General features: G+C 35.7%; 36 protein-coding genes. 6 read left to right on the top strand and 30 right to left on the bottom strand.

Annotated features, from left to right (window positions below):
* Positions 1-71 precede the first annotated feature (71 nt).
* From JOD82_RS11020 to JOD82_RS11070, 11 genes are all read right to left on the bottom strand, one after another.
* Positions 72-2,174, bottom strand: a complete 2,103-nt coding sequence (locus tag JOD82_RS11020) for an AAA family ATPase (protein ID WP_209948964.1) — start codon at positions 2,172-2,174, stop codon at positions 72-74.
* Between the two features lie 264 nt (positions 2,175-2,438).
* A complete protein-coding gene (locus tag JOD82_RS11025; protein WP_245248986.1) occupies positions 2,439-2,774 on the bottom strand; it encodes a hypothetical protein in 336 nt (111 codons plus the stop codon).
* 76 nt (positions 2,775-2,850) lie between these two features.
* Complete coding sequence (locus tag JOD82_RS11030) at positions 2,851-3,051, bottom strand: hypothetical protein (protein ID WP_209948966.1); 201 nt, start codon at positions 3,049-3,051, stop codon at positions 2,851-2,853.
* Between the two features lie 148 nt (positions 3,052-3,199).
* Positions 3,200-3,592, bottom strand: a complete 393-nt coding sequence (locus tag JOD82_RS11035) for a hypothetical protein (protein ID WP_209948967.1) — start codon at positions 3,590-3,592, stop codon at positions 3,200-3,202.
* A gap of 121 nt (positions 3,593-3,713) precedes the next feature.
* Complete coding sequence (locus JOD82_RS11040; protein WP_245248987.1) at positions 3,714-4,046, bottom strand: hypothetical protein; 333 nt, start codon at positions 4,044-4,046, stop codon at positions 3,714-3,716.
* Between the two features lie 284 nt (positions 4,047-4,330).
* Positions 4,331-4,579 (bottom strand): hypothetical protein, encoded by a 249-nt coding sequence (locus tag JOD82_RS11045; protein WP_209948969.1) that lies wholly within the window; start codon positions 4,577-4,579, stop codon positions 4,331-4,333.
* Positions 4,576-5,556, bottom strand: coding sequence for an HNH endonuclease (locus JOD82_RS29130; RefSeq protein ID WP_245248988.1), 981 nt, complete (start codon positions 5,554-5,556; stop codon positions 4,576-4,578). The genes JOD82_RS11045 and JOD82_RS29130 overlap by 4 nt, the downstream gene beginning before the upstream one ends.
* A gap of 941 nt (positions 5,557-6,497) precedes the next feature.
* Positions 6,498-6,905, bottom strand: a complete 408-nt coding sequence (locus JOD82_RS11055; protein ID WP_209948971.1) for a DUF4262 domain-containing protein — start codon at positions 6,903-6,905, stop codon at positions 6,498-6,500.
* Positions 6,906-6,974: 69 nt separating this feature from the next.
* On the bottom strand, positions 6,975-7,556 hold the full coding sequence (locus JOD82_RS11060; RefSeq protein WP_209948973.1) for a helix-turn-helix domain-containing protein: 582 nt from the start codon (positions 7,554-7,556) through the stop codon (positions 6,975-6,977).
* 294 nt (positions 7,557-7,850) lie between these two features.
* Positions 7,851-8,183, bottom strand: coding sequence for a hypothetical protein (locus JOD82_RS11065; protein WP_209948975.1), 333 nt, complete (start codon positions 8,181-8,183; stop codon positions 7,851-7,853).
* Between the two features lie 202 nt (positions 8,184-8,385).
* Positions 8,386-9,252, bottom strand: coding sequence for an ATP-dependent DNA ligase (locus tag JOD82_RS11070; protein ID WP_209948977.1), 867 nt, complete (start codon positions 9,250-9,252; stop codon positions 8,386-8,388).
* 158 nt (positions 9,253-9,410) lie between these two features.
* Between JOD82_RS11070 and JOD82_RS11075 the strand changes: the two genes are divergently transcribed.
* On the top strand, positions 9,411-10,094 hold the full coding sequence (locus JOD82_RS11075) for a hypothetical protein (RefSeq protein ID WP_209948979.1): 684 nt from the start codon (positions 9,411-9,413) through the stop codon (positions 10,092-10,094).
* A 73-nt stretch (positions 10,095-10,167) separates the two neighbouring features.
* Here the strand turns inward: JOD82_RS11075 and JOD82_RS11080 are convergent, their stop codons facing one another.
* Entirely contained in the window at positions 10,168-10,848 is a 681-nt protein-coding gene (locus JOD82_RS11080; RefSeq protein ID WP_209948981.1) for a hypothetical protein, read from the bottom strand.
* Between the two features lie 739 nt (positions 10,849-11,587).
* Between JOD82_RS11080 and JOD82_RS11085 the strand changes: the two genes are divergently transcribed.
* Positions 11,588-11,998, top strand: a complete 411-nt coding sequence (locus JOD82_RS11085; protein ID WP_209948983.1) for a hypothetical protein — start codon at positions 11,588-11,590, stop codon at positions 11,996-11,998.
* Positions 11,995-12,435: a hypothetical protein gene (locus JOD82_RS11090; protein WP_209948985.1), complete on the top strand. Its 441-nt coding sequence runs from the start codon at positions 11,995-11,997 to the stop codon at positions 12,433-12,435. Before JOD82_RS11085 ends, JOD82_RS11090 begins: the two co-directional genes overlap by 4 nt.
* A 28-nt stretch (positions 12,436-12,463) precedes the next feature.
* Here JOD82_RS11090 and JOD82_RS11095 read toward each other — a convergent pair whose 3' ends face one another.
* From JOD82_RS11095 to JOD82_RS11105, 3 genes are all read right to left on the bottom strand, one after another.
* The gene (locus JOD82_RS11095; protein WP_209948987.1) at positions 12,464-12,736 is read right to left on the bottom strand and encodes a hypothetical protein; all 273 of its coding nucleotides are present in this window, start codon (positions 12,734-12,736) and stop codon (positions 12,464-12,466) included.
* A 93-nt stretch (positions 12,737-12,829) separates the two neighbouring features.
* A complete protein-coding gene (locus JOD82_RS11100; RefSeq protein WP_209948989.1) occupies positions 12,830-14,383 on the bottom strand; it encodes a hypothetical protein in 1,554 nt (517 codons plus the stop codon).
* A gap of 132 nt (positions 14,384-14,515) precedes the next feature.
* Complete coding sequence (locus JOD82_RS11105; RefSeq protein ID WP_245248990.1) at positions 14,516-14,791, bottom strand: hypothetical protein; 276 nt, start codon at positions 14,789-14,791, stop codon at positions 14,516-14,518.
* Between the two features lie 449 nt (positions 14,792-15,240).
* Between JOD82_RS11105 and JOD82_RS11110 the strand changes: the two genes are divergently transcribed.
* A complete protein-coding gene (locus tag JOD82_RS11110; protein WP_209948991.1) occupies positions 15,241-15,927 on the top strand; it encodes a hypothetical protein in 687 nt (228 codons plus the stop codon).
* 138 nt (positions 15,928-16,065) lie between these two features.
* On the opposite strand, the gene JOD82_RS11115 is transcribed toward JOD82_RS11110, so the two are convergent.
* Together JOD82_RS11115 and JOD82_RS11120 are read right to left on the bottom strand one after the other, a co-directional pair.
* Entirely contained in the window at positions 16,066-16,305 is a 240-nt protein-coding gene (locus tag JOD82_RS11115) for a hypothetical protein (protein WP_209948993.1), read from the bottom strand.
* Positions 16,306-16,309: 4 nt separating this feature from the next.
* Positions 16,310-16,960 carry a hypothetical protein gene (locus JOD82_RS11120; RefSeq protein ID WP_209948995.1) on the bottom strand — a complete coding sequence of 217 codons (651 nt, stop codon included), beginning with the start codon at positions 16,958-16,960 and terminating at the stop codon, positions 16,310-16,312.
* Between the two features lie 135 nt (positions 16,961-17,095).
* Between JOD82_RS11120 and JOD82_RS11125 the strand changes: the two genes are divergently transcribed.
* The gene (locus tag JOD82_RS11125) at positions 17,096-17,431 is read left to right on the top strand and encodes a hypothetical protein (RefSeq protein ID WP_245248991.1); all 336 of its coding nucleotides are present in this window, start codon (positions 17,096-17,098) and stop codon (positions 17,429-17,431) included.
* A gap of 646 nt (positions 17,432-18,077) precedes the next feature.
* Here the strand turns inward: JOD82_RS11125 and JOD82_RS11130 are convergent.
* The 13 genes from JOD82_RS11130 to JOD82_RS11185 all read right to left on the bottom strand — a co-directional run bounded on the left by JOD82_RS11130 (position 18,078) and on the right by JOD82_RS11185 (position 25,534).
* Complete coding sequence (locus tag JOD82_RS11130; protein WP_209948997.1) at positions 18,078-18,461, bottom strand: hypothetical protein; 384 nt, start codon at positions 18,459-18,461, stop codon at positions 18,078-18,080.
* Between the two features lie 79 nt (positions 18,462-18,540).
* On the bottom strand, positions 18,541-19,287 hold the full coding sequence (locus tag JOD82_RS11135) for a hypothetical protein (protein ID WP_209948999.1): 747 nt from the start codon (positions 19,285-19,287) through the stop codon (positions 18,541-18,543).
* A gap of 64 nt (positions 19,288-19,351) precedes the next feature.
* Entirely contained in the window at positions 19,352-20,167 is an 816-nt protein-coding gene (locus JOD82_RS11140; protein ID WP_209949001.1) for an AIM24 family protein, read from the bottom strand.
* Between the two features lie 16 nt (positions 20,168-20,183).
* Positions 20,184-20,315 carry a DUF6440 family protein gene (locus tag JOD82_RS29765; RefSeq protein WP_397376027.1) on the bottom strand — a complete coding sequence of 44 codons (132 nt, stop codon included), beginning with the start codon at positions 20,313-20,315 and terminating at the stop codon, positions 20,184-20,186.
* Positions 20,315-20,518, bottom strand: a complete 204-nt coding sequence (locus tag JOD82_RS11145; protein WP_209949003.1) for a hypothetical protein — start codon at positions 20,516-20,518, stop codon at positions 20,315-20,317. The genes JOD82_RS29765 and JOD82_RS11145 overlap by 1 nt, the downstream gene beginning before the upstream one ends.
* 184 nt (positions 20,519-20,702) lie before the next feature.
* A complete protein-coding gene (locus tag JOD82_RS11150; protein WP_209949005.1) occupies positions 20,703-21,428 on the bottom strand; it encodes a TerD family protein in 726 nt (241 codons plus the stop codon).
* A 64-nt stretch (positions 21,429-21,492) separates the two neighbouring features.
* Positions 21,493-22,161: a TerD family protein gene (locus JOD82_RS11155; RefSeq protein ID WP_209949007.1), complete on the bottom strand. Its 669-nt coding sequence runs from the start codon at positions 22,159-22,161 to the stop codon at positions 21,493-21,495.
* A 698-nt stretch (positions 22,162-22,859) separates the two neighbouring features.
* The gene (locus JOD82_RS11160) at positions 22,860-23,087 is read right to left on the bottom strand and encodes a hypothetical protein (protein WP_209949009.1); all 228 of its coding nucleotides are present in this window, start codon (positions 23,085-23,087) and stop codon (positions 22,860-22,862) included.
* A 286-nt stretch (positions 23,088-23,373) separates the two neighbouring features.
* Positions 23,374-23,814, bottom strand: coding sequence for a hypothetical protein (locus JOD82_RS11165; RefSeq protein WP_209949011.1), 441 nt, complete (start codon positions 23,812-23,814; stop codon positions 23,374-23,376).
* Between the two features lie 55 nt (positions 23,815-23,869).
* Positions 23,870-24,379, bottom strand: a complete 510-nt coding sequence (locus JOD82_RS11170) for a hypothetical protein (RefSeq protein WP_209949013.1) — start codon at positions 24,377-24,379, stop codon at positions 23,870-23,872.
* Between the two features lie 227 nt (positions 24,380-24,606).
* Positions 24,607-24,822, bottom strand: a complete 216-nt coding sequence (locus JOD82_RS11175) for a hypothetical protein (protein WP_209949015.1) — start codon at positions 24,820-24,822, stop codon at positions 24,607-24,609.
* A 190-nt stretch (positions 24,823-25,012) separates the two neighbouring features.
* Entirely contained in the window at positions 25,013-25,219 is a 207-nt protein-coding gene (locus JOD82_RS11180; RefSeq protein WP_209949017.1) for a hypothetical protein, read from the bottom strand.
* A 15-nt stretch (positions 25,220-25,234) separates the two neighbouring features.
* Complete coding sequence (locus JOD82_RS11185; RefSeq protein WP_245248992.1) at positions 25,235-25,534, bottom strand: hypothetical protein; 300 nt, start codon at positions 25,532-25,534, stop codon at positions 25,235-25,237.
* A 744-nt stretch (positions 25,535-26,278) separates the two neighbouring features.
* Between JOD82_RS11185 and JOD82_RS11190 the strand changes: the two genes are divergently transcribed.
* Positions 26,279-26,524 carry a hypothetical protein gene (locus tag JOD82_RS11190; RefSeq protein ID WP_209949018.1) on the top strand — a complete coding sequence of 82 codons (246 nt, stop codon included), beginning with the start codon at positions 26,279-26,281 and terminating at the stop codon, positions 26,522-26,524.
* Positions 26,525-26,666 lie beyond the last annotated feature (142 nt).

Genomic DNA, 26,666 nt, shown 5'->3' on the forward strand with positions numbered 1-26,666 from the left:
GCTTGAAGTTATCCGGTTATAAAAAGTGCAATAAAAAAAATGGGCATTAAATCATGCCCATGTTCTCCAAATTATACGGCTGCTACAGAACTTCCGGGGGAAGATCCATTGTGCGAATGAACTATTTTTTTTGGTTTCGAAGATTTGACAGGTGTTTTAATTGAATGAATTACAATTTCCTTTCCACCTTTGATCATAGTGAGAGGCTTATCTTTTACAACACGCACCTCAATGGTTTGAAATCCTGGATCTTCATAGCTTGTAATGGACTCCCCATTATCCACAAAGACAGGGAACTTCACGTTAGACAAAGAACTCACCATATTAGAGATTTCCAAACCAGCACGTATGATTTCAGAATTGGAGCAAATTTTCAGTTCCTTTCCCTCATAATAAATCTCGAAGCAATCTTTCAACAAACCTGTAGATTCAACAGGTCTTTGTAAACGAATTTCGACGTTTTTCAGATGCTTTTTGATTTTACGGGTCAGAATTTCAATTTTCTTTGCATTAAATTCTTTGATGCAATAAATCTTATTTCGAATGATCTGTTCCATCTCTATATACTCATTCATTTCTTTCTCACGAACTTGCAGATCTTTCAAACGTTCGTCAGCGCTTTTTTGCAATGCTTTTCGTTCTGCCTCATGAGCAAAAACCTCTTCCTTTTGTTTTTGCAAAACCTTTAGCTCGGATTGTAATTTCGTTTTCTCAATGGATACTTGAGAATTAAACTCACGCTCAATACGTGAATTTTCCGCTTCGAGCTTGTCTACTCCGAGATTATGCATTTCTGCTTGTAAGGATTTAATCAGTGAATTCTTATTCACTTCAAAAGCTTTCTCGGCATTTGCAATAGAATTAACTTCAACCGAAATAGCTTTAAGTCTGTTATTTATGTTTTGTATCGCTTTAGTTCTGCATTCTTCAAATTGTTTGCGTTTTTTTTCGTCTTCTTCTTTTGACTTTTTAATTTCTGAAAGAAGATTATTTCCTTCCTTCTCTAATTCTGCCAACGTTTTTTGCTTTTCCTTTTTCTTGATTTCTAATTGTTTTGTCTCTTTAGCTACTTCCATTGCCAATTCGGTAGCAAGAACCTTCAGACTCGCTTCAGAGATCGTTTGCTTGCAGTATGGGCATTGTTCACCCTCTTTTACATGCACATGTCTCGTGCTAAGCTTGTTAGCTTCTTCTTCCAACAATTTTCCATCTCTAAAGTTATGTTTATAATCTGATCGTAAAATACTTAGTTTTGCTTCAATATGAGCAGGATTAAAAGGCGTATATTGTTTACTCATTTCTACTTCGAGCTTCTGTTCAAGCAGCGCTTTTTCTTTGAGCAACTCCGATTTTTGTGTCTGCTGCTCAAAGGTTTGGTGTTGTGCTTGAGCTAACTTTTGTTGAATTTCATTTCGTTTTTTCAAGATTTCACGAAGATCTTTTAATAATGGCTTGCGCGCATTCAATTCTTCCAATTGCTTTTGAACTGCTATAAGTGGGGTCTCATCAAAAACATGCGGCTCAGGAATCAAAACTTTTTCAATCAACTTCCCCATGTAACCCTCTAACCACTTTCGCTTATCATCCAATTCTTTGAGTTCTGCATTCCGATTCTTGAGATATTCATTGCTTTGGTCAGGAAGAAATACTTCATCCCTCAAAACTTCACACTTGAAATCATCCATTTCAGCAAGGATTTCCTCCTTGGTTTGATTAGGGAATAAGTTTGCAACAGTTCTGCGCAATATGGTCTCATCCAGTGAAAGTAAAAACATTGGATTAAACGCACTAAGGAACAAATCCATAGGAATGAGTTCTTCCAAACGTTTTTGCGGGATCGTTTCATAATCCAGTTTAATGGACATTGAAGATGTTTGCTTCCGCTCCAACTCATGCATGTTACCGTCCTGATCCATAAAAGTTAAAATACCCACAACAGACTTGGTGTCTTTATTTATAACATTGATTTCCTTCTGTTTTCCAGCAATGTTTCGACCTGTCATGATCCATGCAAGAAGCTCGCCAATACTACTTTTTCCTTTTCCATTGTCTCCAAGAAATTCATTCTTCCCAAGATCAAATGGTATGGTTATAGCATCTTTGAACCCCCTGAATCCTTGTACTTGAACTTTTATCAATTGAATCAATTTAAAAGACTTTAATAATGTTGACATCACAACATCTCTCCCTTTAACCAGATAGGTTTATGAAATGTATTAAATAAAATCCCTTTCTTTTATCGCATATTTTGTTTTATGCAGTTGTTCAACTTAAAATATCAAAAAAAACAAAAAGAGAAGTCGCATTATCACGACTTCTCTTGATTTCAAACTATAAATAGATACGAAAATGAACAATATAGAAAACCTCTTATTAGCATCGGTATTTCCGTAGCATAACTATAAACATTTTTTCAACCCTCAATTGGCTTCATCATGTTATATCATCATGTTATATACAGGTTTACTCCAATCTTTAAGCCATATTTCTTCTCCAATAGCTCCCATTTCACATCGTTCACACTCCCGACAGCACCAACGATTTAATCGTTCTTCTGGTTTTACTGGTTTCATATCTCCACCTTCAGATACAATTTTGGTTTTTCCACTCTCTGGTGCTACTCCTGCTTTGTCATCAGATAAAAACGCATAATCATCAGGATCGTCACTTAACTGCTCTTTAGGTCTACCGTTAATGCCAAATGCTCGATCACATTTAGCATCACAACCAATCATCACTTTCATCCCAAAAGCCGTCACTTCTTTAGTGATCATAATTTTATTGTCTCCTTCTGTTTTTACGAAATTTTAGGATTTGGACTTATCATTTCACTACATCTCCGAGAAAACATCAGCAATCTTCTTTCGACATCACAGAATTTACATAATCAGCAATCACTATATCGTCCAATTCTTCAATATTTTCTTCAGAGTAATTCTCAACGAGATGGTCAAGTATTCTTTCATTAACAACTTTCATTTCGTCTTCCGTCAACTTAATTGCGTTTGCATCGCAGTAATTTTCTATTGTCGCAATAACTTTTCGATTCATGTCTTATTCATCTACCTCTCTTATTTTCTTAAAGTCAACCTTTATATAACATTTAAAAAACAGGACGATATTTTCTCATCATAAAATGAACCCCATCTACTTAAATCGGTATCATATTTTTATGCACAATTTAGAAAATGCACTCGTCCTAATTATGAAAGACATACAAATTTAGTCGCTTAATCTCATGACGGTTACGACAATGCACGATTTTTTCACGAAGTGAAGCCTCATTCTCAGAATGTAAACGGGTTAAATTCATTGTTAACACTTTATCGTTTAGTTTTATACTTATCTTCCACTTAGAATCATGGCAATAAGAACGATATGTTTCTACAATGGATATTATCTCGAAATTTTCTTTAGGTTCATTGGGAACACTTCTTTTATCTTCACAACCATAAAAACACTGGTCAAGTACATGATCACCGTATTTATCATGTAAGGGTTTCAAGTAACGCCCCTCTTCATAACAAAAATCACACTTACCTATAGTTAGTGTTTCTTCTGCATCCGATAACTGATATTTTTCCGTCGCCATATAAAACCGACTCCTCCCAAAATATAAATAATTACACCTTTTTCGTTCATCATCCTTTGTTATATACACGTGCAAATCCGAAAATAAGAATTAATTCTTTTCTATGTAAAAAAGCAAACCTTTATAGGTCTGCTTCATATTCGAATCTTTGTTCATCCTTTTTCTTTGATAGATACATCGACTCAAGAAACAAAACAATTGCTGTAAAAACATGAAGAATCCAGCCCAAAACGGGTATTGCGCCTAACATTGCACCTACAATGCCGATCAGATTCCCTACAACTAACTTTTGTCTGTTCGCAAGAAGTAAAACAATTGAAATCAAATGCAAAACACCTACAATCAAAAGTGGTGTCCAGCCATTAGCTAAAATAAAAGCGCCGCCAATTAACGGAATTGCTAAAAAAGCCTCAAACCCAAATGTCACCCATTTCAAGACTTTATGGATGTTCAACAACAAATCACCTTCCCTTCTTTCATTTACATATGATACTGTCAATGACTTCACATTATAATGGGAGTCAATTATACCGTTGAAACTAAAAAAAGCAGACCTCTTTAAGTCTACTTTTCGATAAACCATGGATAGCTCAATATGACAATTTTCATTACTTAAAAAATGCTTCTACAGCTTCTTCATACTGATGAAAAAAGGCTGGAATTTCTCCTACCGTGAGGTTTGCCTTACCACTTTTAGCAACACCAGAAAAATACCAATATTGATCTTCCTTACCCCGTTTAAACGATTCCCATATAGTCAGCGTACATTTGGTAATTCTCTATCATCTCAAGCAAATTTGCATATTTATCTACTACGACGAGTGCTTTTTGTTCAAGTGTACCCTTCTTCGATTGTTCAATCGTGTGTGCTTTTCGTTCCTCCCAGGTTTTACTCTTGTCTTCAATGTTATACGCAACCAAGGATGTAATCTCTTCTCCAAACTCTTTTTGGATATCTCTAAGGTCACTGGCGTATCTTTTTTTCATAAGGTTTCTGGATCATGATGAGTATCTCCTTTTTCAACGTTACAGGTGCTACATGCAACTACACAGTTCTTCGGTGAGGTAAGCCCACCTTTTGAAAGTGGTATTTTATGATCTATCGTGTCCCCTGGTTTCCCACAGTAATAGCAAGTGAATTTATCTCTTCGTAAAATATGTTTTCGAAATGTTTGATAGTTTTGACTAATTACATTAACGATTATATTTTTGTAATAGGGGATAATTTTGCAAAATCCTTCTTCTACTAAAAGCTTTGCATCCTCAAAGGGAACTATTTTCCAAGCCCATTTTTGTTTTTCACTTTTATTACCATGGTAAATCTGAAATGCATAATGATCTGGGTCAAGCAAACTAAGGTCATCGACCAAAACATGATTTTTCTTGATAAAGGTCATCGAACGGATAACATTCTGGACATTCAATCTTTCAACAAATGGAATTTTTTTAATCGAAAGCTCATCTTTTTTAAGAAGCTGACTCTTCCAGCACATTTTACATATCGATTGAGTAAAGTTCCTGCGCGAGTTAAGACGAAGACAAAGTGGACACTTTTTATAGAGCCAACTATGTAATCCTTTATCACGGAAAGGGTTCTTATCCATACGTCTTAAACGCTCCGTTACATCAGCCAATTTACATTCTTTGCAGACACAAATCATATTTTTGGGAGACTTAATTCCTCCAGCACTTTTAGGTATAAGTCTTATTACATCTAAACCATGATCACCGCAATAGTAACAAACTGAATTTTCTCTTTCTAAAACAAAAGATTTTAACAATTTATCGGTATAAAGCAAAAGAATCTTTTTTCCAGTAACCGCTATAGCCGATTTTTCTTGTATATATTTAATCGCTTTGTCATAAGGCATAACCGAGATATTACTAAAACTGTAATGAATTGAACCAACCTCTATATCTTGAAAGGTTGGATCTAACTCCATATCACGAAATTGATATTCCATAACCTTAATTCTCCAAAATTGTTTATCTCGATTTTGCAATTGATAAATCGAATCACACTCCAAACAAAACGAAGTTCTATACTTTGATATCGACATCAAAATTTGACTCAAAGGTCTTGGGTTACCACATATGATACACTTAACGTAGATACATGACGCTTCGTCAGTTTGCTGTTCATTCTCGATCATCTTCATCACCTTTAATAAATATATATGAGCTAAAAGTTGCTTCTTCCGTATATTCATTCATCGTTATCCTTCATCCTCAGCATTACTCTTACCATTATAACCTTTTTCTGATGAAGTAAAAAAATCGTACTGCTATACCTTTTAACTCTTGTTTGAATAAAATGGATATGATAACATAAAAGATGTCAACCTTTAGCGGTGGGTTTTTGCTTATAATGGGAGGGGTATTGTCACTACCCCTCCCAGAACAACGATGTGCATCATGGCGCGCACTGCAATATCTTAGCAAAGCCCACCAAGCTTGTTACATTTCAACCTGATCCAACGATAAAGTTTCTGAAATTGAGGGAGGCGCAACACTCCTTCAAAACAACACAGTGCTTCACGATGCGCACTGTGTTGCACCACAAAATCCGCTAAAGGCTTCGCTAACCTTTAGAGGTGAGTTTTACGATGGTCACGTCTTTTACGTAGCCATCGGTAAAGTTTTTGAAATTGAGGGAGGCGCTACCCTCTCTCAGAACAACGAAGTGCCTAACGGCGCGCATTATATTACTGTGATTACAGCAAAACCCACCGTAGGCTACCAACATTAGCGGTGGGTTTTGCGCTTGTTACGCCTACATCACATCCATCGGAATAACTTGCGTAAACTAAATAGTTGGATACTACAAAAAAAAGACCCGTTAAATAGGTCTTCAATTAACAATGTTACCGTGTATCTCTCCTTGGTTACAATGAACCGCATCCTCCTATTCTCGCCACTGTACGTCAAATACAGGATCGCAGCCCTGTTTGCCCGGAACTATCCCCTTACGGTCTGGAATCAACATCCGAAGGACCTTTCGATCGGTTTCACATACCTCCTTAAAGACCATCGGCATGTTCGGATCGGCTACCATTCCAAAATATTCAACGTCTGGTTGAAAGACTTGCCCTTTTCTAATTTCATCTACAACGCTATGAAACAGCGCTCCTGCGATTTTTGGATCGATTGGAAATACAATTTGTAAATCCAAATGCCCAAAGCTTTCTAATACGCCATGTGTATGATAGTTGCATTGGTCTTTTCCTTCAGACGGATCGAGATCAACATAAAAACCATACTTTTGAATACATTTTTCTTTAAATTCCTGTACCTGTTTTAATCGGTTCTGCAATTAAACTCATCTCATTTCAATAATATATTTTTTCATAATCGATTCCATATTATGAACGATGATTACAATTTAGCGTAATGCATCATAAAACAATATGTTTGCTGGTATTCTGAAAAAGTCAGCCATTCTTTTTTGTATTTGAGGATCAGGCAAAAATTTACGGTGAATGTATTTCCGTATCGTAGTGGGATCTAAATCCAACCATGTTGCAAAGTCCCCAAGTGAAATATCGTACACAACTAACAGACCATGCAAAATATTATTCTGAGCCGGAGATACAGCAACAACTCGTTTATAATATTTTGATCGACTTGGAATGCATATGATAGGAGAATTTTTCATGACCTCTTCATTAAATAAAATGTGATGAGGATAATTTAAAACATCGCACATTTTGCTCATATTATGGTCATTGGGTTGAGCACCACCCATAACCCAATCATTTACTCGTCTCGAAGACACACCTATTTTTTTTGCGAGGTCAGACAGTTTGATATCTTTTGATAATAGTATTGCATATAAGATTCGATTTCTAATCTGTTTTTTAGTTTTTCGAAACCTACTTACCTTAATGCCCCTACCTAAATATTTCACAGGATTTTCTTCTTGATATTTTTCAAAGTACGACATGTCACGATTCGTATGGTTCATTAAGAAACCTCCATATCCACTTACTCCATAATTGATGGTAAAAAGCATCATACCTCAATATACTCGAATCTTGCCTTCCTATTGAATTGATTCCCTTTAATTATTCAGTGTGTACCAGAAACATAGCTTCAATTCATTGCATAGACAATTCTCCTTTTTAATTGAATCGTTACTTGACTCCCGATATATATAAGACCCTATATTATAGTTAAAGAGCTCGCAGGAGATAAGAAAGCCTCCTTCTAAAGTGTAATTCTTGAAGGAGGCTTTCTTATATTCATATTTCTTTTCACTTTAATGCAAACCATCAATATAGAAGAAATCAACACCATCTTTATGGAAATCATTGAATATTTTTTTTGCAGATTTCGACGATTCGTGATTTTTCAAGCGTTGAGGTACTCCTATTGCATATTCGAGTATATAGACTTCTGCTTTAGGTTTCGAAAAACCAAAACCCTTCTTCTTGCTTATCGTTCCATAACCATCAGATGTAGTAAAAAAAACAATCTGACCTTCTTCGAAAACTCTTTCAAACTGATAATCGAAGTTTACTTTTATGGCTTTTTCATCCGCTTTTAAGGCTTCAAATTCTTCTTGTGTCTTTATAGTAAAACTGTCTCCCATCAAAACACTCCTAACTAATTTATTTATTATTTACAAGGACAGATTAAATACTTTCTTATCAACTTTCAGAGCTCCAAAATTATGTATTTCAACTTCTCTTCTCTATTTTACCAATGACTTTAAGAAAGGCAAGTAGAATAAGGAAATCGAATAACTCAAACAGTAACCCAACTGTTTAACAGTTGGGTTACTGAACTATAATCTATATAAATTCAATAAAGCTTGGAGATCTCATTTTTCCCGATTTTGAATAGCATTGAAATTTCACTTTACATTTCAGAATGGGCTCAAGGATAATCCAATCTTCTGTTTCTCTGACCGCTAATTGTTTTGCAATCTTAAAGAAAGCTTTCGATATTTCTTTTGATGGAGGAAATTCAAGCTCCCCTACATATTTCCCTTTATGAAGCAAACTCCAGCCAAACTTCGCTTTTCGGATACCTCCGATTTCCACAATCTCGTACTGATAGTTCTTGGTCTTATACCAAGCGTTATGATCCGAGCATGAACCAAATTTGTATTTACTCTCCTTTGGTTTAGACACCACTCCTTCCCCACCAATCTTAGTAATATTTTCGAAGAGCATTTCTCCGTCATCATAAGAAGGGGTGATCGAAATTCGGCTGTCAGGGGCTACTACATCTTCTAACAACTCTATTCGCTCCGTTAAAGCAAGTTGATGAAGAGGTTTGCCATTCAAGAAAACCATGTCCCAAACGACAAAATGAGCAGGAAAGGAATTCATATATTTTTTGATGGAACTTTCTTTTGAAGCATGGAAGCGGGTCATGACGCTCTCAAAACAAGGCATGGGCGGAGATAACAATGGATCCAGTACAATACACTCTCCGTCCAGAATGCAGCTTTCAACTGGCAACTGAATGGATTGTAATTCTGGATATTGGTGAGTACATTCATTCAATTCCCTGGTGAACAATCTCACCTTACCTCGATCGTAGTGGAATAGCAAACGATGACCATCCCATTTATATTGATGCAAGAACCTCCTATCTGAAGGCACTTTTTCTGACTTTTGTAATACCATTGGTTGAAAAGGTTTGTTTAGCATTATAATCACCCATTACAACATACCATCAATGAAGATTTCATCACATGCTTAATTATTCCCATCCATTCCAGTGTTCGTACATATACCTTTTTTACCTCCAATGGTTTCTGTAATAGTGCTATAATAAAATTTAAATATACGAAGAAAGGTTGCTTCCAGTGCAATTTGAATATACAAAAAACATAGCTGATTTTGAGAAAAAGGTGGTGCTTCATCACCGAAAAGAATGGTTTAGTGATTTGAAGAATATCTCGGAACTTCACTCTTATGTAGGAGCCCCACTTTCAAATATAATTAAAGGTAGATCAACGTTTCTATGGATCATAACGTATGTATCAGAGCTTTTTGAAGCTGCATATGATTATGGAAATGAACACCTTCCACCTGAAGCAGTAGATGAAGTCATCCATTATGAACAAAAGGGTAAACTTTGTGTTTATTTATCAGTTCTCACGTATGCCTTAATTATTTACAACCAAATTGCTGACGATAAAGAAATGAAATACGTCCAAGGATATTATCATCACAAAGCAGATGCCGTAGATTGGATATCGAGTGTATTTGGTAATGAGCATCTTGGAAATCATGCATGGATTACGATTGGTAAGGCAGTTATTGATATAAGTATCAAGCAAGAAGAACGTTTTTTTCGATTTAATAGTTATCCTATCATTTTAGGTGAAGTCCCTCCTGAAATGACTCTTAAAGGATTTCCCGAACTCAAAAAAACAGTTAACAAATATATAGAGCAGATGGCGAAACGACGAAACATGTCGGTTTCAGATTGGATAAGTCAGCATAATTCTTATATGGGAGAGTTATTAAAAAAGAAGACCTTATAGTGGTCTTCTTTTCTTGTAGGCGTATGAATTTAAGCGTTAATTTGATCTAACTTCTTGATCATTCATTAAATTGCTATTTCCATGATTGATCTATTCCATAAACGGTTAAGAGGATATCCTCAACCTCTTGTTCATTTTTAAGATCATAATGAACTTTATCCATTCCACTTGCACCATGTGTAGAAACCTCATATGCCTCTATTTCAAGATCATCGGTCGGATTTCGTCCAACCTTACTCACGAATTCAAGTGCATCTAAATACTTTTCTTTAACATTGTAAAAGTCATTTATTCGATAATAAATCGAATAAATTTCTTGATGCTCATAAACTTGTACCGTTTCGTAAGTTTGTTCATCTGTCTTCCTCACAAATACGATTTGATTATTCATTCCAGTTGATTTGACCCATTTTGTACTCGGTTCTCTTACAGTGGGGAAGAAAAGTTCAGGCAGACCTTTTTGTTTTAGCCAATCGTTGATTTCCTCGATATTTTCTTCCATCATCTCCACTTTCAACGGAGTTTTCACATCATCATCAGCATATTGTATTAATTGAGATTCATATAATAACGGAATTACGTTTTGATTCATTTTTTCCTTGAGGAAGGATTCGAATTTCTCTTGATCTATGGTTCTTTTGTCAACAATGCCACTCGACAAGAAAAAGTCACTATAACCCGTTATTAAAACAACTTCGCAAATGTTTTCATCTTTCCAGTTATAGAATTCTCCCATCAAACCTGTTTGCCACATATTCACACGTCCTTCGCATTATTGTAGATGTGTAATTATACATGTGTATTACATTTTAATTTGCATCGAGTTTAAATCTTCCATTTGAGTCATTACAATTATCACTGAGTTTGTTTACTCCGTCAACAAGAGTACCCTTTCACTTATTTAACGATACGTTCTCTTAATTTGCTATACTCCAGGTATATTCCCCAATTGACATTTCCTAATCGACGCATAAGAATATCAACTTCATGCTGGACATGTTCGTTGCCACTCACATCTTCGTATTTGAAAATACATGAGATCAATAAGGCTTGACTAAGTGCAACATTTGCGTTTTCCATGTTATTCCGATAATGAACATCCCAAATGGAGCAGCTTACTAAGTTCCGATCTGCTTGATTTACTTCTTGTTTATATTTTGATCGGTCAATCTTATACGAGATTCCTTGCAAGATCTCTTTTAGCTTCCGATTAACTATAGCAATATCGTTCGCATTCCTTCGATCCCTTTTCTTTTTTTTTGTTCATTCAGATACCAATTCATTTGGAACAAATCAACACCATCCTTTTGAATTTATTTTTATTAAACTCCTTAAATATAAAGGCTTTTATAGTATAGTCGTAACAAATTGTACTTATAGCCTTTTATAAAAGCGTTACTACCTCTCGATTCGACTAAAACACTTAAAGAGAATGAATCTGACCATTATTCAGTACATTATTTCTAAAGACAATGAAGAAAGAGGTGTTTGTTTTGAATTTTGAAGATCTTGCTCAAGACATACAGGACGCAGCAAATGACCCTCATAAGAAGGAAACGACGATTCGCCGTTTCGTACGTAGTTTCTTTAAGGAAAACGAGTATTGGGTTGCATGTCAGTGGAAAGAAAATGCGGAGGATATGGAACCTTTTGTCGGTTACCATAACGAAACGATTCCATGTTTTTATGTATTTACAGATGCCCAGCTTGCTTATAATTTTTCTCACTATTATGGTCTTTCAGATCCTGAAGGAAAATGCTATGCGATGAAGCTTCCTATGACGGATTTCGTAAAGCATATTGAATCTTATGAAGAGAGCGGTGTAGAGTTAGTCATGTTTAATGAAGGTGGACAGTATTTTGCCCATAATATTGAAAATATTATCGAGATATTAAAAAAATGAAAACTGAAAAATATAAATCGTGCAAATATTTTCATTTCGAGGATGTATTCGTTGAAATTGTCATTGCAAATAACTATTCATTTAAAGAAGCGAAACGGATAGCTAAAGCAGAAACGAAAGCAATTCTAAAAAACGATTTTATATATTTGATTTTCGATAACCGATATTCAATCGTTAAAAGTAATGATCGTAAATTATATGAATTTGAAGTTTGTACTAAAAAATTACCCCCACCTATCAATATAAAAGAAATGACATGGAATCAGAATAAAGAGTTAATCCTACATGATGAATATATGTGCAAACCAGATGACTATCTAATCGTCTCATGGAGTATTACAGAAGCATATGAGAAGCTAAAATCATTATATCCTCATATGACTCATTTCGATCTCTCTTCGTTACGTTATCGCATTGAAAAAGAGAACTCATTGTAATTCTAAGAGTTCTCTTTTTCATGCCAATTTATTCGATCAAATCGTTCACATCAACATCATTCATTACGAATTGAACAGACTTGATTTTCAATGGTGAAAGTCCTTCATAATTTTTATATTGAATGGCTCCAATCCCTTCTTCAATACCTAAAAAAGTTCCTAAAACTTCTTTTCCAGAATCGTATATATTTGCGCAATGAAGGTTTGGCTCTTCATAAACATACTCTGTACCTTCCCCATCGAATTCCGTTTTCAAAAAGGTTTTTTTTACTGTTTCAATAACGTATAGCGTCTTACTCATATTATAACTCATTCCTTTTCGTTTGTTTTTTAACGCCTGCTTTTTAATTTTTATATTTTATACTCTTCAAGATGGGTTATTACCTTTTCGCCCTTAACGTAAGGCAGTTTCAATATTTTGTAGACTCAATTCTATATTCGTTTCACGCCCAATATAATGAAGGGCTACCTTATTTGTATTCATATAAGCCATAAGCTTTTTATAAAAGGAATGGTTAAAGACCGACCAGTATACAAAAACAGCATCATAATTATCAATATGGCTTAATTTGCGGTTTATATGATCAATCTCAATAAAAGTTACTTTTGGCAATACCTCTTTCATTTTACCAATCCAATTGGGATGACCTCCAATGATCGCCACATTCCATTTCTGAATACGAGAGACCATTTCATTCAAACTCAGTTCGTTTCGAACTTTATGCTCATCATCACCTAAATTATATACATAGGCTCTAAGAGCTGCTACTTCTTTGCGATGATCTTCTCTCTTTTCCAGTTCAGATTGCGTTTGTTGTAAGGTACGTTGCGCTTTTCTCAATTCCTCTTCGAGTTGAACAATACGATCTTCTCTGCTTTTTTCAATGGATTGGAGGTCTAATTTTTCTTTTATTAAAATAGATTCATTTTCCTTTAATCGTTCTTCCATCTGTTTAAGCTCAAGATAATGTTGTTCTTTTGAATCATCTAAATACAAACGTTTGGTTTCCATATAAGTCGACGATAGTGCCTGGATGTATAAAAGCGAGATGATGTATAAATCACGATCGTTATCTGATAATCGGTTTCCGTCATATTGTTTACACATGATGAATTCAAGAAATACATTCTCAATATCTGTCTTAGTAACCATCACGTTTTCTGTTAGATCCATCTCGTTCATTCCATTAAGCTTTATCCAGTTGCTTAAAGAACCTATATATTTAGAGATCCCTTCCTTGAACACTTCACTGCGAATTTCCTGCATGGAGATGAATATATTGCCCACTTCTTTAGAGCTAATCTCTCTTTCAATAAAAAGTTCCAGAAATTTCCCCATACTCATGGGGCGCATATTTCGTGGGATATCGTAATGTTGAAATAAAGTATCAATTCGCTTTTCATATCGTTCTTTGTGCTCTTTAGAAAATCGAAACTCTTTTGCCACGATCTCAAACTCTAAACCTTGCATACCTGCAATCAACATTTTTCCATATTCATTCAGCGCAAACCTGATATTTTCTTTCACGCATATATAAAGAGCGATAGAAGCACCATAAAATAACTGTAGATCAGTGACTTTATCAGCTCCTCCGTATTTTTTTAAAAAAGCCACTTCAAATTGATCGAACTCTATACCTTTGATTCGATGTTGTTGTACATATTGATATACAAACTTGTAACCGCGTTTAATCAAACGGTAAATAAGATCAAAATCATTATTGATATAGCACCATTCAACGATGCCTGCCACCTGTTTCATTTTCTCTTCGTTTTTTGTAACATGTCTTGGGATGAGAGCATCTTTGTACATTTCGCTTTTGCGGTAGCATTCATAATATTCCCATTTGCGCAGGTTATAAATTTCATCTATGTATGTGTGTAAAAATGAATTTCCGCCCAATGAAACAATCATAAAATGGCGAATATTCACAGATGGTTCTGTCATTTCTATACCTCCACTCACAAACTATATTTCATTCTAACATATGTATGATACCTATTACACTTAACGACTTTTCCGGTTCAAAGAGAAGCCTCCAAAGGAAGCTTCTTCTTTTCGAGGGGGTATTTCAATGATCTATCTAATCGTAAAAGCAAATCCTTCGCCAAAATCGCCCACTTCTATAACATCGTAGCTTAGAATTTCAACTTCAAATTCACGATTTAGATCAGTAACAAAGTGTTGAAGTGGAACTTCTTTCGTCATTTGTAAATATGTAATCTCGGCAACATCCGTTTGTAATTTTTCAGAGTAACCAACTTCACAATCCAGGGTAGTACCCTCTTTTTTTTCAATAACGTGCTTCAACTTTAGAGACAATTCTGACGGAGATAAGAACAACATTTTCATCATACAGTCACCTTCATTTCATATTTTTAGGCATAATTCCCAATACAAGAACATAAGTTCGCTTTTGAGCTGATTAAAAACCGCCTAATAATTCAACTCAGCATGGGTTGATTAAGCGGAAAAAGAAGGGTTATTACCGAAAGTCAAGAACATTTGTTCTCATTTATTGGGTAGGTCTATTATACCAATTGGCAAAATTCTTGTAAACACTAATTTGTTAACTTTTGAAAACATCAGCCGGTACAATATAAAACTATGAATTTAATCACTTTCCAGCGTTCACCTCAAAAGTTTCATGACAAATATAAGAATTCTTATCCAGAATTAAAGTGTTTTTCATCCTTTTAGGTTCCACCTTTCTATTAAACTTGATACGACAGGTAAATGATTTTCATTCATGTCTGAACTGATAAAATAGACCTACCTAAAGAATAGAATAGTGGGAGGTTGTTATGACTAAATTAGATGCATCTGAAATCAATGCCGCATTCCACATGCGATTAACTGAAATGGATCCGATGAAACATGTGAATGAAGCTTATAAAATTGTGAAAAACACCGCATTTAACATTGACATAATCGTCAAGTGGAGACGTATTCTAAAAAAACTCATAGATCAAGAAAAACTAAAATTATCCAATGGGAGTATTCCCGCTGGTTTACATCCTATGATCGCTGGATTCCCTACTGGCTTTTTTGCTTATCTTTTTGATCCTAAAAAATTCAAGAGCTATTTAGCAGATAATGCGATTCAGCCTATTAAATTAAAAACTCGTACACTCCTTAAATATGTAGACCAGCAGCAACTTGATCCGCTTCATCGATTCGAGGACTATGATAAAAATGCACCTGTGATTGTACTCGAATCTTCCCTTTTTAATCAGCCTTTCTGCATTAGCGGAAATCTCAAAATTGTCGAATCCTATAAAGCTAACAAAGGAAATATGCCTGTGTACTATCTATTTGCCATGGACTACTTACATTTGATGTATGATCATTTGAGCATGGCTATGCACATGTTCCACTTGGATCTTCAACAATTAACAGAACAGGTCATTCCGCCAAAATTTGAAGATTTATATATAAATAAAATTGGGATCTACTTTGTCGATGAAAACAATATTACGGAGAACCTATAGAATCTTTACAATGATTGAATCGATCTAATAAACAGAAGATATTAACTTTCACATAGTTTATTAGATATCATTACAGCTTTGATCTATAAATAAAAAGAGAACGCCTCGGTGAATGCCTGGCGCTCTCTTGCTTGTATTTCAGTTTATGACTTCCTCAATGGCCCATTTGGAAAATGTAGCTCCTTCACACGAATAAGGAGAGCCTACTTCACTCCCATCTTCAGCAACACGAATGTATCGTACAATCGAATTAACAGGACTTTTCACCTTGTATGGTCTTTTGCCCATTCTAACCCTGTAAAAATCTAAAATTTTACGGTTCAATGAGGTCTCGCCCATGTAAATGCTTCCTTTTTTCAATTCTTCAACTGGAATCATTGCCTCACCTGCTTCCCTTATTTATGAATAGCCATTCATCAGCTCGTTCAATCAAAAGTGAATTGGTGTCTAATTTACCTGGCAGATGGAGTGTATTATTTAAGTCTGTATTCATCATGTACATTGCACGTCCTATACGGGTTGACAAAAATGGGATACATTCATTGTCCTCAATATAATACAAAGTTATCGTTTCTTGGCCTTTCTCATAAGCACTAAAAATACGATGGTTTCCATTAATACATTGGGGTTGATCAAAAAGTTGGCTTTTCATTATAAGAATGGGATTATTATGGTTTTTTACAGCTCGCTTTATGCTCAGATTGTCGATGTCGACATACTTGATAGCTTCACGAACAGGAAGTTCAACCGCAAGCTTATTCATAGCTGGCAAGAGTGTGTTTGCAAGATCAATGTTAAACCGATATTCAAATGAACCAGAATCATATCCAACAACCAACGAGTAAATTTCATGAGTAATATCCATGGGAGGCGGGTACCCTTCTTTGCTTATCAGCGACAATATAACTTCCTTCCAACGCAAAATTAACTCCTTTGCAACCAGATCTTCCTTCAGAAGAGTTTGCAATATATCGAAATGTTTATTTATATCAAAAGCCTCGGCTCGCTTCTCATAATAATCATGTTTATTCACGATTTGTTGATACCTCGCTTTTTTTAAAAATTCATAAGGCTGTCCATTAATCTATTAAACCTGATTAAACACTAAAAGTATAGATGATGGTACAGAAAAACGTTATCGTAAACGTAAAGACTTTGGAGTAAAGGAATGATCGATATGAATCTGTTTCCAGACGTCAATGAACTTATTGAGTCGGAGAACCTATTATCTTCTACGACTTACCCACATCAACATAAGACCCACTGCGCTTATTGCGGATCGCAAATCATTAGGGACGTTACTTTCAGAAAAAAAGAGTGTTTTAGTATCGCTCGTTGTGATTGTCGAGACGCAATTGAGGAAATTAAAATCAAATCGCAATTGATTAAGATGCTTGAACAATTAGAAAGCATGAAGCAAAAAATGAACTTACAACGTATTGGAAATGCCTTATATGAAGATGGAGTCGAACGTTTACAAAAGAAATATCACCCCAATCTTTAAATCACTATGATTCAATATCTCCAAGTGATACCAACACAAAAAGGAAGCTCTCCTTTTCATAGAGAACTTCCTTTTTGACTCCGTTTGTCCTGTATATAGCAAGGCACCCTCCTCACTCCTCATAAAAAGACATAGGATTTATTTTTTTGCAATGGTTTGCATTAGGATGTCGCGAAACGTAAGTTTTTCATTTTGGATTTCCTTTTTGGCTGTTATCACTGGTTGGTGCCTGGGCAGTTGTGAATGTATCATATGCACCTGATCTATTTTAAGCATTCCTTCCCCTCAATTCACACTAACAGTTTAATGTATTGACATATATGTTCAGCTTGATGATATACAATCATGCAAGAAATGATTACGCCCAAATAGGCACTATTTTGCCTCTTCTGATCTTTATGATCTGTGTTTATAGTGCTTCGTTTTGTTAGAAGCAAAATGAATGTTCCTGTGGCTACGATAATAAACAAAATCGGCTCTTGCATGCAGGATATAATGAAGCGAATCAATAGAGGGGAATTTGAAAAATGTTGCATGTTTTCCGTATCAAAAAATATGAATCTGCTCATATTTGCTAATACAAGCAGGATCGTAACATGCACTAATTTTTTGTCCAAAACCATAAACTCCCTTCTCGAACTATACGTTAGCCTACAAATGGAAGCACTTTAGGAGTTGGCTTTGGGTTATAACGCAAGTATGTTAAATACATTGCTGGATGTCTAAGTTTCCGTTTTGGAATTTTAAAAATAATAGGTCGAGTCAACTGGATTTCATCGATTCGATACAACTCCATGGGAGCAGGATGTGCTTCCAAGATTCCTCCTTGAAGTAAATCAGAAAGGGCTTTAAAAACAGTCGAAGACAGCCCATCCCACAAAATCAAATTTTTAGCACTCCATTTTAATTCATAAAATCCATTGACCTGTATGCCTTCGGCTGCCAAAACTCGAAGCAGTTGAGTGTAACTCAGCCAACCACATTTGTGTATATGATGAATGATATGCTCTTTCACTACGATATGATCCAAGAGAATTCCCTCCTAAAAACCACTATAACTACAGACAATTTTATCATTTATATTGCCTATAGTCAATTTTGTGTATTAATTAACTTGATTTTCTTGTTATCTGTATATCCTCAATGGCACATTTCTTCATCCATCCCGCTATTGTCCAAATCACAAATGCTGATACAACCGTAAATATATAGAGATCATTGTTGAATAGCCCGTTAAACAAAATAACAATCAAATGATATATATATGCCAAGGCAAAACCACGGTAAGCCTTGCTTGTATCTCGATTAGCGAAACACAGGATACATCCAAGCCACATTCCATAAAAGCCCACGGTGTAAATAGCGCTGGAGATTGGGGCGAATAAAAACCATCTGAGCGTTAAATGCTCTATTAACATGGCAGTTACGCTTACGAACAAGATCTTATCCGCATGCTTTATTAGCTTTGAAGTGATAGAAAAATGCTGAAACATTGCTTTTAATGTAACGGTTACATTGGCTAAATAAAAATTAATATCAGCATTGTACGAAAAAGGGATTCGCCTAACACCCAAGAGAAATAAGAAAATCATCATGATTGAACCGACTGTAGCGGAGAGATTCGTTTTAATCACAAATAGGATCAACAAAATGGATAGAACGCCGACCATCAACCAATATCCCGCTTTCTGCATCCTTGAATGATCCAAAACTCGAACAACAGTCTCCTCAATTTCTTGCCTTACATTTGCTTTATCTTCCTGTAGAGATACTTCTTCTCCGAAAAATTGATACATGGGTTGATCACTTGTAGGTTTCGAGCGATTTGTCACTCTGTCATGAAAGTTTTTCTTCATGTGATCGCCACCTTTCATTTGTATTAAAAAAGAAGGGATGATGGCTCCCCTCTTCGTCCCGTTTCTATTTACCTCCACCAAGCAAGTTACCAATAAGTCCACCAATCCCACTTTGTTGTCCTTGTGGTTGACTGCCCTGAACCATTCCTCCAAGTCCGCCGCCGAAGGTATTTTTAAAAGCACTACTTTGCTCTTCTGGTTGGTAACGTTTATCATCAATCCCGAATTTTACGCCGCTTTCGCGCTCAAATGGTTGGACAATAACGATTTGTCCTGGCTCGTTGAATTCATACATATAAGATTCTCCAGAGGTTTGTCCAACCAATGTTTTCCAGTTCACATCCAGTTTCACTCCTGGAGCAGAACCCGTCCAAGCAACTACGGCATCTGGATCTACCCGACAGGGAGCTTGTAACATGAGCGGATTACCTTTTGTTTTAATGGCAACTTGAGCACCCTGCCCATTATAGCTAAGCTTTGACGTAAACAAACCTTTCTGTGACAAAACTCCTTTTCCTACCAGGGTCACTCCGTAATGACACTGCTCTGTAAATGCCAGAAGGTCCTCACTTTCTACATTTACATACTGCCAAGGACCATCACTTTCAAGGGTTATGATGGCTATATGAGTTTCTTGATCAGACAAATATACGTCTCCGTCTCCTTTAACCTCCATGATCTCAAGGTTTTCTCCCGTCACACGACGAGCAAGATGGTTAACAACTTGTCCTACAATGTTTCCCTCATTTATACCGAGTAAACGCTTAGTAAATTTAAACTGCCCTTGATAAGCAACCATAGAACCTTTTTTTGCAAAAAATTGACCGTTTCCGGTTGCTTTAAGGAACAACTCCCCATTCGTCTTAAATTCAAATGGCATATGATCTATCGCCCCTTCAATCTTTTTGTTTGTTGATATATGGCTTCCCGTTTTCGTCGATAATAGGGGTTAAAGCTATACCCCCATCAGAATTTCGTCTGGCTGTTGATATTACTAAATATTGCGCATTCGTTTCTTTATCCGTGATTACATATTGAAAATTATATGGTCACCAGCTTTGTGTTTATGCAATTTGCTTCCTATAAAACGATCAGAATACTCTTTTGGCATAATTTCAGCTATAGATTGAGTTTGACTATGGTTAGTTGTACAGCCCAACATCACAGCAACAAACAGTAACGCTATAATTCCGAACAACTGTAAGGCTAAAATTCCGAGCAACTTTTTCATTCTTCATACAACTCCTGAGCATGCTTTGCAGGCGTAATATATCCATTAGTAACACACCTATCTCCAAGAAAAAGATATGCATCAGCGCCTTGTCAATTTAGGGAAAGACAAATGATTAATCTATTTATCAAAATAGGAGTGCTGTGTAGCACTCCTATTAAGCTATCTGTCTATAATCCGAGTTTTAAATGGGGAGTCCATATCTGCGAAAGATTTCAGGATATTCCTCATTAAGTCCCCGTCCAACGGCTTTAAAGTCCCAGTGCTGCCCATTACGAACCAACTCTGCAACTTCAATTGCAATGCTTTGACCATAATTGGCTGTCAGGTTGTAGTTAATCAATTCTCTTCGGCTAACCACATCCTCAATCGTGATACTTGCATTCGATACTTGTGCAAAAGTCTGAGCATTTTTACGGGCATCATAGATATGCGTTACAATCAAAATGCGAACAGCATTAGGATCTACATTGGAAAGTTTGATTGTCGATTGTTCAGAGTATTTTTCTCCATTGGTTCCGCCTACGAGATTGTCCGCTCCCTGGAATACTGAACCATCTTGTGTTCGCTTATGATTTCGATCAAAACAAGTAAAATACCCTATTTGAGATTGACCCTGTTGATCCAGCAGCAAAATGGCATGGTCAATATCAAAGGTTACTCCAGGTCGAGAACTAATATCCCACTTCAACCCAATCAAAATTTCGTTCAAATTGGGATTGTCTTTGGTTAGCGAAAGCGTCTCTCCTGTCGTAGCTTGTTTAGCTAAGGAAAGGCTTCCTCCTTGACCAAAACCACCACCGCCAAATCCACCTCCCTGTGAACCGCCTAAACCTCCACCCAAACCAAAACTTCGAGGACTTCCCAGTCCACCATTATTTTGCTGTTGATTGTTTCCGAATCTGAACATATAAACGCCTCCATTTCAATTATTTATATTGAATTATCGAAGTGTGGTACTTCGACTTGATTGTTTACATAAAGCGGTTAATGGTCTCATCGCACTCTTCGTTCAATCCAATCCCTGTTGCATTAAACTGCCATGCCGTTCCAAGGCTGACCAATTCACCAAATTCAATAGCTGTGTAACCAGAGTAGTTTTCTGTAAGGCTAAATCGAGCCAGTTTCTCACCAGTATTGATTTCATCCAATTGAATAAATGCATTACGAATCAAACCAAAATGTTGCCCCTTTGCTTTACCATTAAAAATATGGGCAAAGAATTTGATTTTTACATCTCCAGGAGACAATTTCGTAAGGAATGCGTCAATGGTTTCATCAATACCCTCACCTTTGCCACTCAAGTTATCACCGTTATGTTTAATTCCTCCTTCTTCGGTTAGACGAAAACGTTGATCAAAACAAACGAATTTGCCCATTCTGGATTTTCCATTTGCATCAAGAATGATGGCAGTTACATCAATATCCCATGTTTGACCTGGCATCTGATTTGGATCCCATCCCGTTCCTAAACGGACTTGTTCAACTACGCCCGTTGTTTTTACCAAAGCCAACTTCTCGCCTTTTGATAATTGAAGCATTGGAACAACTGGTTGAGTTGCTGTTGGAGCTGCTGGAATGACGCCTCCTAAGGTAAGGGTTCTACCTTGTCCCTGATTAGTCCCACCAATTTCGATACCCATTTGTTATGTTCCTCCTTAGAATTATGTTTCTACTCTTTTAGAGCAATACATCACTTATTCTCACCATGAACCTTGGCAATAGCGTTCATTAAAACAACTCAATAATGCACTATAGTCAATTAAAAATTAAAATTGTCTACTAAATTGACTACTACTGAATTTTACAATAACTCGTTGCCTATAGTCAACAAATAAATACTGATATTAACTTGCTCTAAAGCAAAAATAGGACACTCTGAGAGTGTCCCTTTGAAATGCAAATTTTAAAAATGAGTAAGAAGAAACGAAAAGTTTCTCTAACGTCAACTATACTATGAAGCGAGAATCAAATTAGTGAAGACATATAGAATATATTGTAAATTATTATTGACGTAATGCCCCGAATATGGTATTTTTTTTATACATTGGTATCAACTAAAAAAGGGGTGAGATTATGATTAAATCATGGATTAAAGATATTCCTGGCGACCTGTTCGCTATTGTCCTTGGTCTTGGCGTAGCTTATACCATTTCCCTATTCTTCTAAGAGAAATATGATTATGTATAGAGAAGAAATCTTTTTATAAATCATTTAAAAACCTATAGAGCGATTATCCAGCATTACTTACATACGATTTGAGCTATACGAAATTTCTTCATTTATATAAGGAAATGCCATGAAAAAGAGGCTCTGTTCACACTCCAGACGCCTCTTTTTATTATGCGGGTCTTTTCATCTCTTCGGGAGCTTTCATTTTTACGACAAATTTGTTTTGTCCTGTTCGACCATAATATTGGGATCTCCCTCTATTTTCGAAAGCCCAGATCTTCTTCTCTGTTCCGATTTCAACAATACCTTGCCCAATACAAACCCAACCCTGAGCCTCTTTTTCTTTTACTGCCGCCTCTAATTCACATCGCTTAAATCGAGTCATCGTAATAACCATACGTACTTACTTCTCCTTTCAGCTTCCCATTTATTTAATCAAATGTTGTTTGTAGTTTCATAATTACATTTTAAATCATCAGTTTTCTCTATGTGTTTGTTGCCTATAGTCAATATAACATTATTGTTTGTCTGTGTAAATAACTCTTCTCAAGCTTTTCGTTTTTTTCTTTATCTGCCTGGTGGTACTCACGCTTAACTGGGAGCCATTATTTAACAGTTCAATAATGATAGATAACCTCATCCACTGAAAATTCAGCCCTCAAACAAAAAGAGGACAACCCGGCTTAAAAGGTTGTCCTCTTTTTTAATGGTTCGAGAATTTCTGAAACTCTATCGATAGAGAGGTGTCGCAAATTTTCTATATATTCTAAAAATGTATTAGTCTGCAACGCATGTATCATAGATTCTTCAATGGTATAAAATATATAGGCGCCATTTGATTTCATAAATGGTACCCTTTCCCCATTTTCAAACAATAACGTTCCCGAGCCTTCCCCCATAAATCTTACTTTGTGGAATTCGATTTCGCAGCGCATCCCTGCAACAGTAGTAGTGGTCAAAGCTTTAACCTTTTCATCATTTTCAGTCAATAGTTCACTAATTTGTTTCTCACTATCGCTTAACCACATTGGATCCGAACGCTCACATTCTTTATTACCACAAACCCACGCTTTTTCACCGAGCTCCCCTTCATGCATATCCTGTCCACATAATTCACAACGCAAATTGAGCACATCCTTACTTATTCATATTATCCATAGTTAATTCTATATGCTTTTTTTATAAAAGAGGGACACTTTCCATTTCGCCCCATTCATTTATAAGAGAATCATATTCACTTTGAATTTTGTTGATTTGCTGTTTATACCATTTATCCAGCACACTTTTCAAGGCTTCTTTCTTTATACGATTCCATTCACCACAAAAATTGGTAGATTCCAATAATTGATCTTCATAAGCAGCAATTAGGGAGACGACTTCTGTCCAAAAATCCTGACTATCAACAAGTTTTCCTCCAACAACAAGATCGCCCCAGTCCACATTATCACTAATTAATTGTGAAGTTAGGTTAACAAAATTCCCTCGTATCCGAGCTTTCAAATTAAGTTCTTTAGCATGCCTTTGTATCACATTTAAAATATCTTGCTTCCTTTCATCTAAGTAAATTGCCATGCCTTGTTGATCAGGCACATATAGGCAATATTCTTTTAATTCATTCATAACTTTATTTACATTGCCATCATCAATATCTTCTATTACTTCGTACAAATCAAAGATTTTTAGCCTCACTGATAATTACACCCCTTCATAAAGTGGTTTCCTTTAAGTCTTTAACATAGTGATCCCCTTGTAGTGATTCAGCAATTAAGCCCCTTTTTTTATATTAGTATCTTAATTGTATCCTTCATCGTTTTCTATTATAACGCATTCAACGAATGTTTCGAGAGAGTCTGATCATCCTGTATACTTCATTGATTTAGTTCATAATGATAAATACTGTAACAGATAAATAATGATCAGGAAGTTTCAACATTTAAAATTTCAGTAAGCAAAATATTGTCCACTCTTTTAAAATCATCTTCATAAAACAAAATGTTGTTACAATCAGGTTCATAACTAATGATTCTTCCATGTAACGAGTCTTCTTTACCTTTGGCATTTAATATTTTCATGGTTAATAATGCTTTACTATTGAACCAATATTCGATTTGGGATCTCATCATGTTTGTCATACCTCGCCGCCTTTCTTCATTATTTCATTTTACTTAAACATTGACTATAGTCAATACAATGTTTGTTTAGCCTGATTCCACTATAAAATGATGTTAAGAAAAGCCTTGTCGAATATGACAAGACTTATCGCGTTAACATTTTTTTTGCCTTTGTATGATGAACGGACTAAACTGTTCGGATTAAAAGTATTCAGTCTAATATAATTTGATCCAGTAAAGCCCCTAAAAAGTCAAAGATCGTATGACCTTTCTTGCCCTCTGCATACAAATGATGAAGATAAGCCATCGGATGCTGAATCGCATCTGATAACTCCCCCATAATAAAACGAACTAAACAGTAGACAAACAAAATGCAACCGCCCGTCAGCAATACATTAAACAAGTTCATTTTTTGCATAATTCTTCTCCTTTTCTACATTCCTATAAAGTACAAACGAATTAAATGTATGACCAACTTTTTGACTTTACGTATCTGACGTTTTGCGATCCGTTGAATAGGTTTCTTCAAAAGAAATAAAATAACAGCTCCGAGTAAAAGCCATTGCCACAAAACCATACCACTGGCTAATGTTGTTATTTGATCCCATACCCTTTTTACATCTTCCATTTCATACCGCCCCTTTTCAAAGTCTTTAGTTAAAGAACTTTTCTCTTGTAATTTTATATTGTACTGAGTTAACTCCTTGTTTATAGCTGTGTAATTTGAACCCATATAAAAAGTCCGCTTTTACTTACCAGGCTCTTTATATGGGTTCAATAAAGTAAATCCTTCAAATTAGAAGTGGCGCATGACGAAGTTTGTTGTCGTCATCCCGTCTCTGAGCCGGTGAGCCTGCGATAAGGTAGGGTGTATCATTCCGCTTTTGCAGATGCGATTGTCTCGAAGATGCACTATGCTTAGCGTCTTTTTGCTCAAGTCCTGAGTTAGGATAGTTGTCTATAGAATTGTTTTTTTCAAATTTTCACGTTTTCTATTTTTTACGATCTCTACAATAAACATTACTATGACAATTACAATCCCGATGACGAGTCCCAGAATTCCCATTTTCAGCATAGCCAAATCATGTTTCATGATGCTGTAGGTGAGTATTGCTAAAATTAATACAACAATGTTTGTGAAAATATTACTCGTATACATAAGCTAATCCCCCTTTTCATTTACTTATAGTCATTTTTATTAGAATATAGACTGTAGAAAAATTAAAACAATGAGTTGTGAGTTTTATCCCTTTCTGTATTTCTGAGTTTATGGAAGTTGAAATCGTTAAAACCCAATTTATTTGGAAACTATAATTTACATATGATTTGTTCATAGTACATTAACAATATGTGAGTTAAGTTATAATTAAATATGGTTAGGCTATCATAATAATTGATTTCATATATAAGGAGCTTTTAACGAGTTTCATTAGATCAAAGAAGGTAATCTTTAGAAAAGAAAGGAGATGTCATTGTTATGATTAAACTTCTGTTGAATCCACATCCAAACAACTATGTTGTGTTTTGTGAAAATGAAGATTTTCTGGAGCAGGTTCTGACTGATTTTGAATCTTTCCTGCTAAAGAATCATTTAAGACTTTATGTTAAAGTGGGTCGAATTGTTCCTCAGAAATGCAGCTTTGATTTTAAACTCACAACAACCGATAAAGAGGAAAGAAACCTAATTATGAGCTTTCTCAAACCTTCTAACAACAGGCAGTAAGTCGCTACCGAGTCTATGTATCCAGAGGGGTTAAGTCGCGCTTCATCAGGAATCAGGGGGAAATGTAGATGTACAGATCTACGAATATTCGCCGAACGATGATTATCCTGAACTTCTCGATGGGTTTAAGATTTGGAAGGAC

Origin of the sequence: Paenibacillus sp. 1182 (assembly GCF_017833915.1) — a bacterium.
In the GTDB taxonomy this organism is placed as follows: domain Bacteria; phylum Bacillota; class Bacilli; order Paenibacillales; family Paenibacillaceae; genus Paenibacillus; species Paenibacillus polymyxa_D.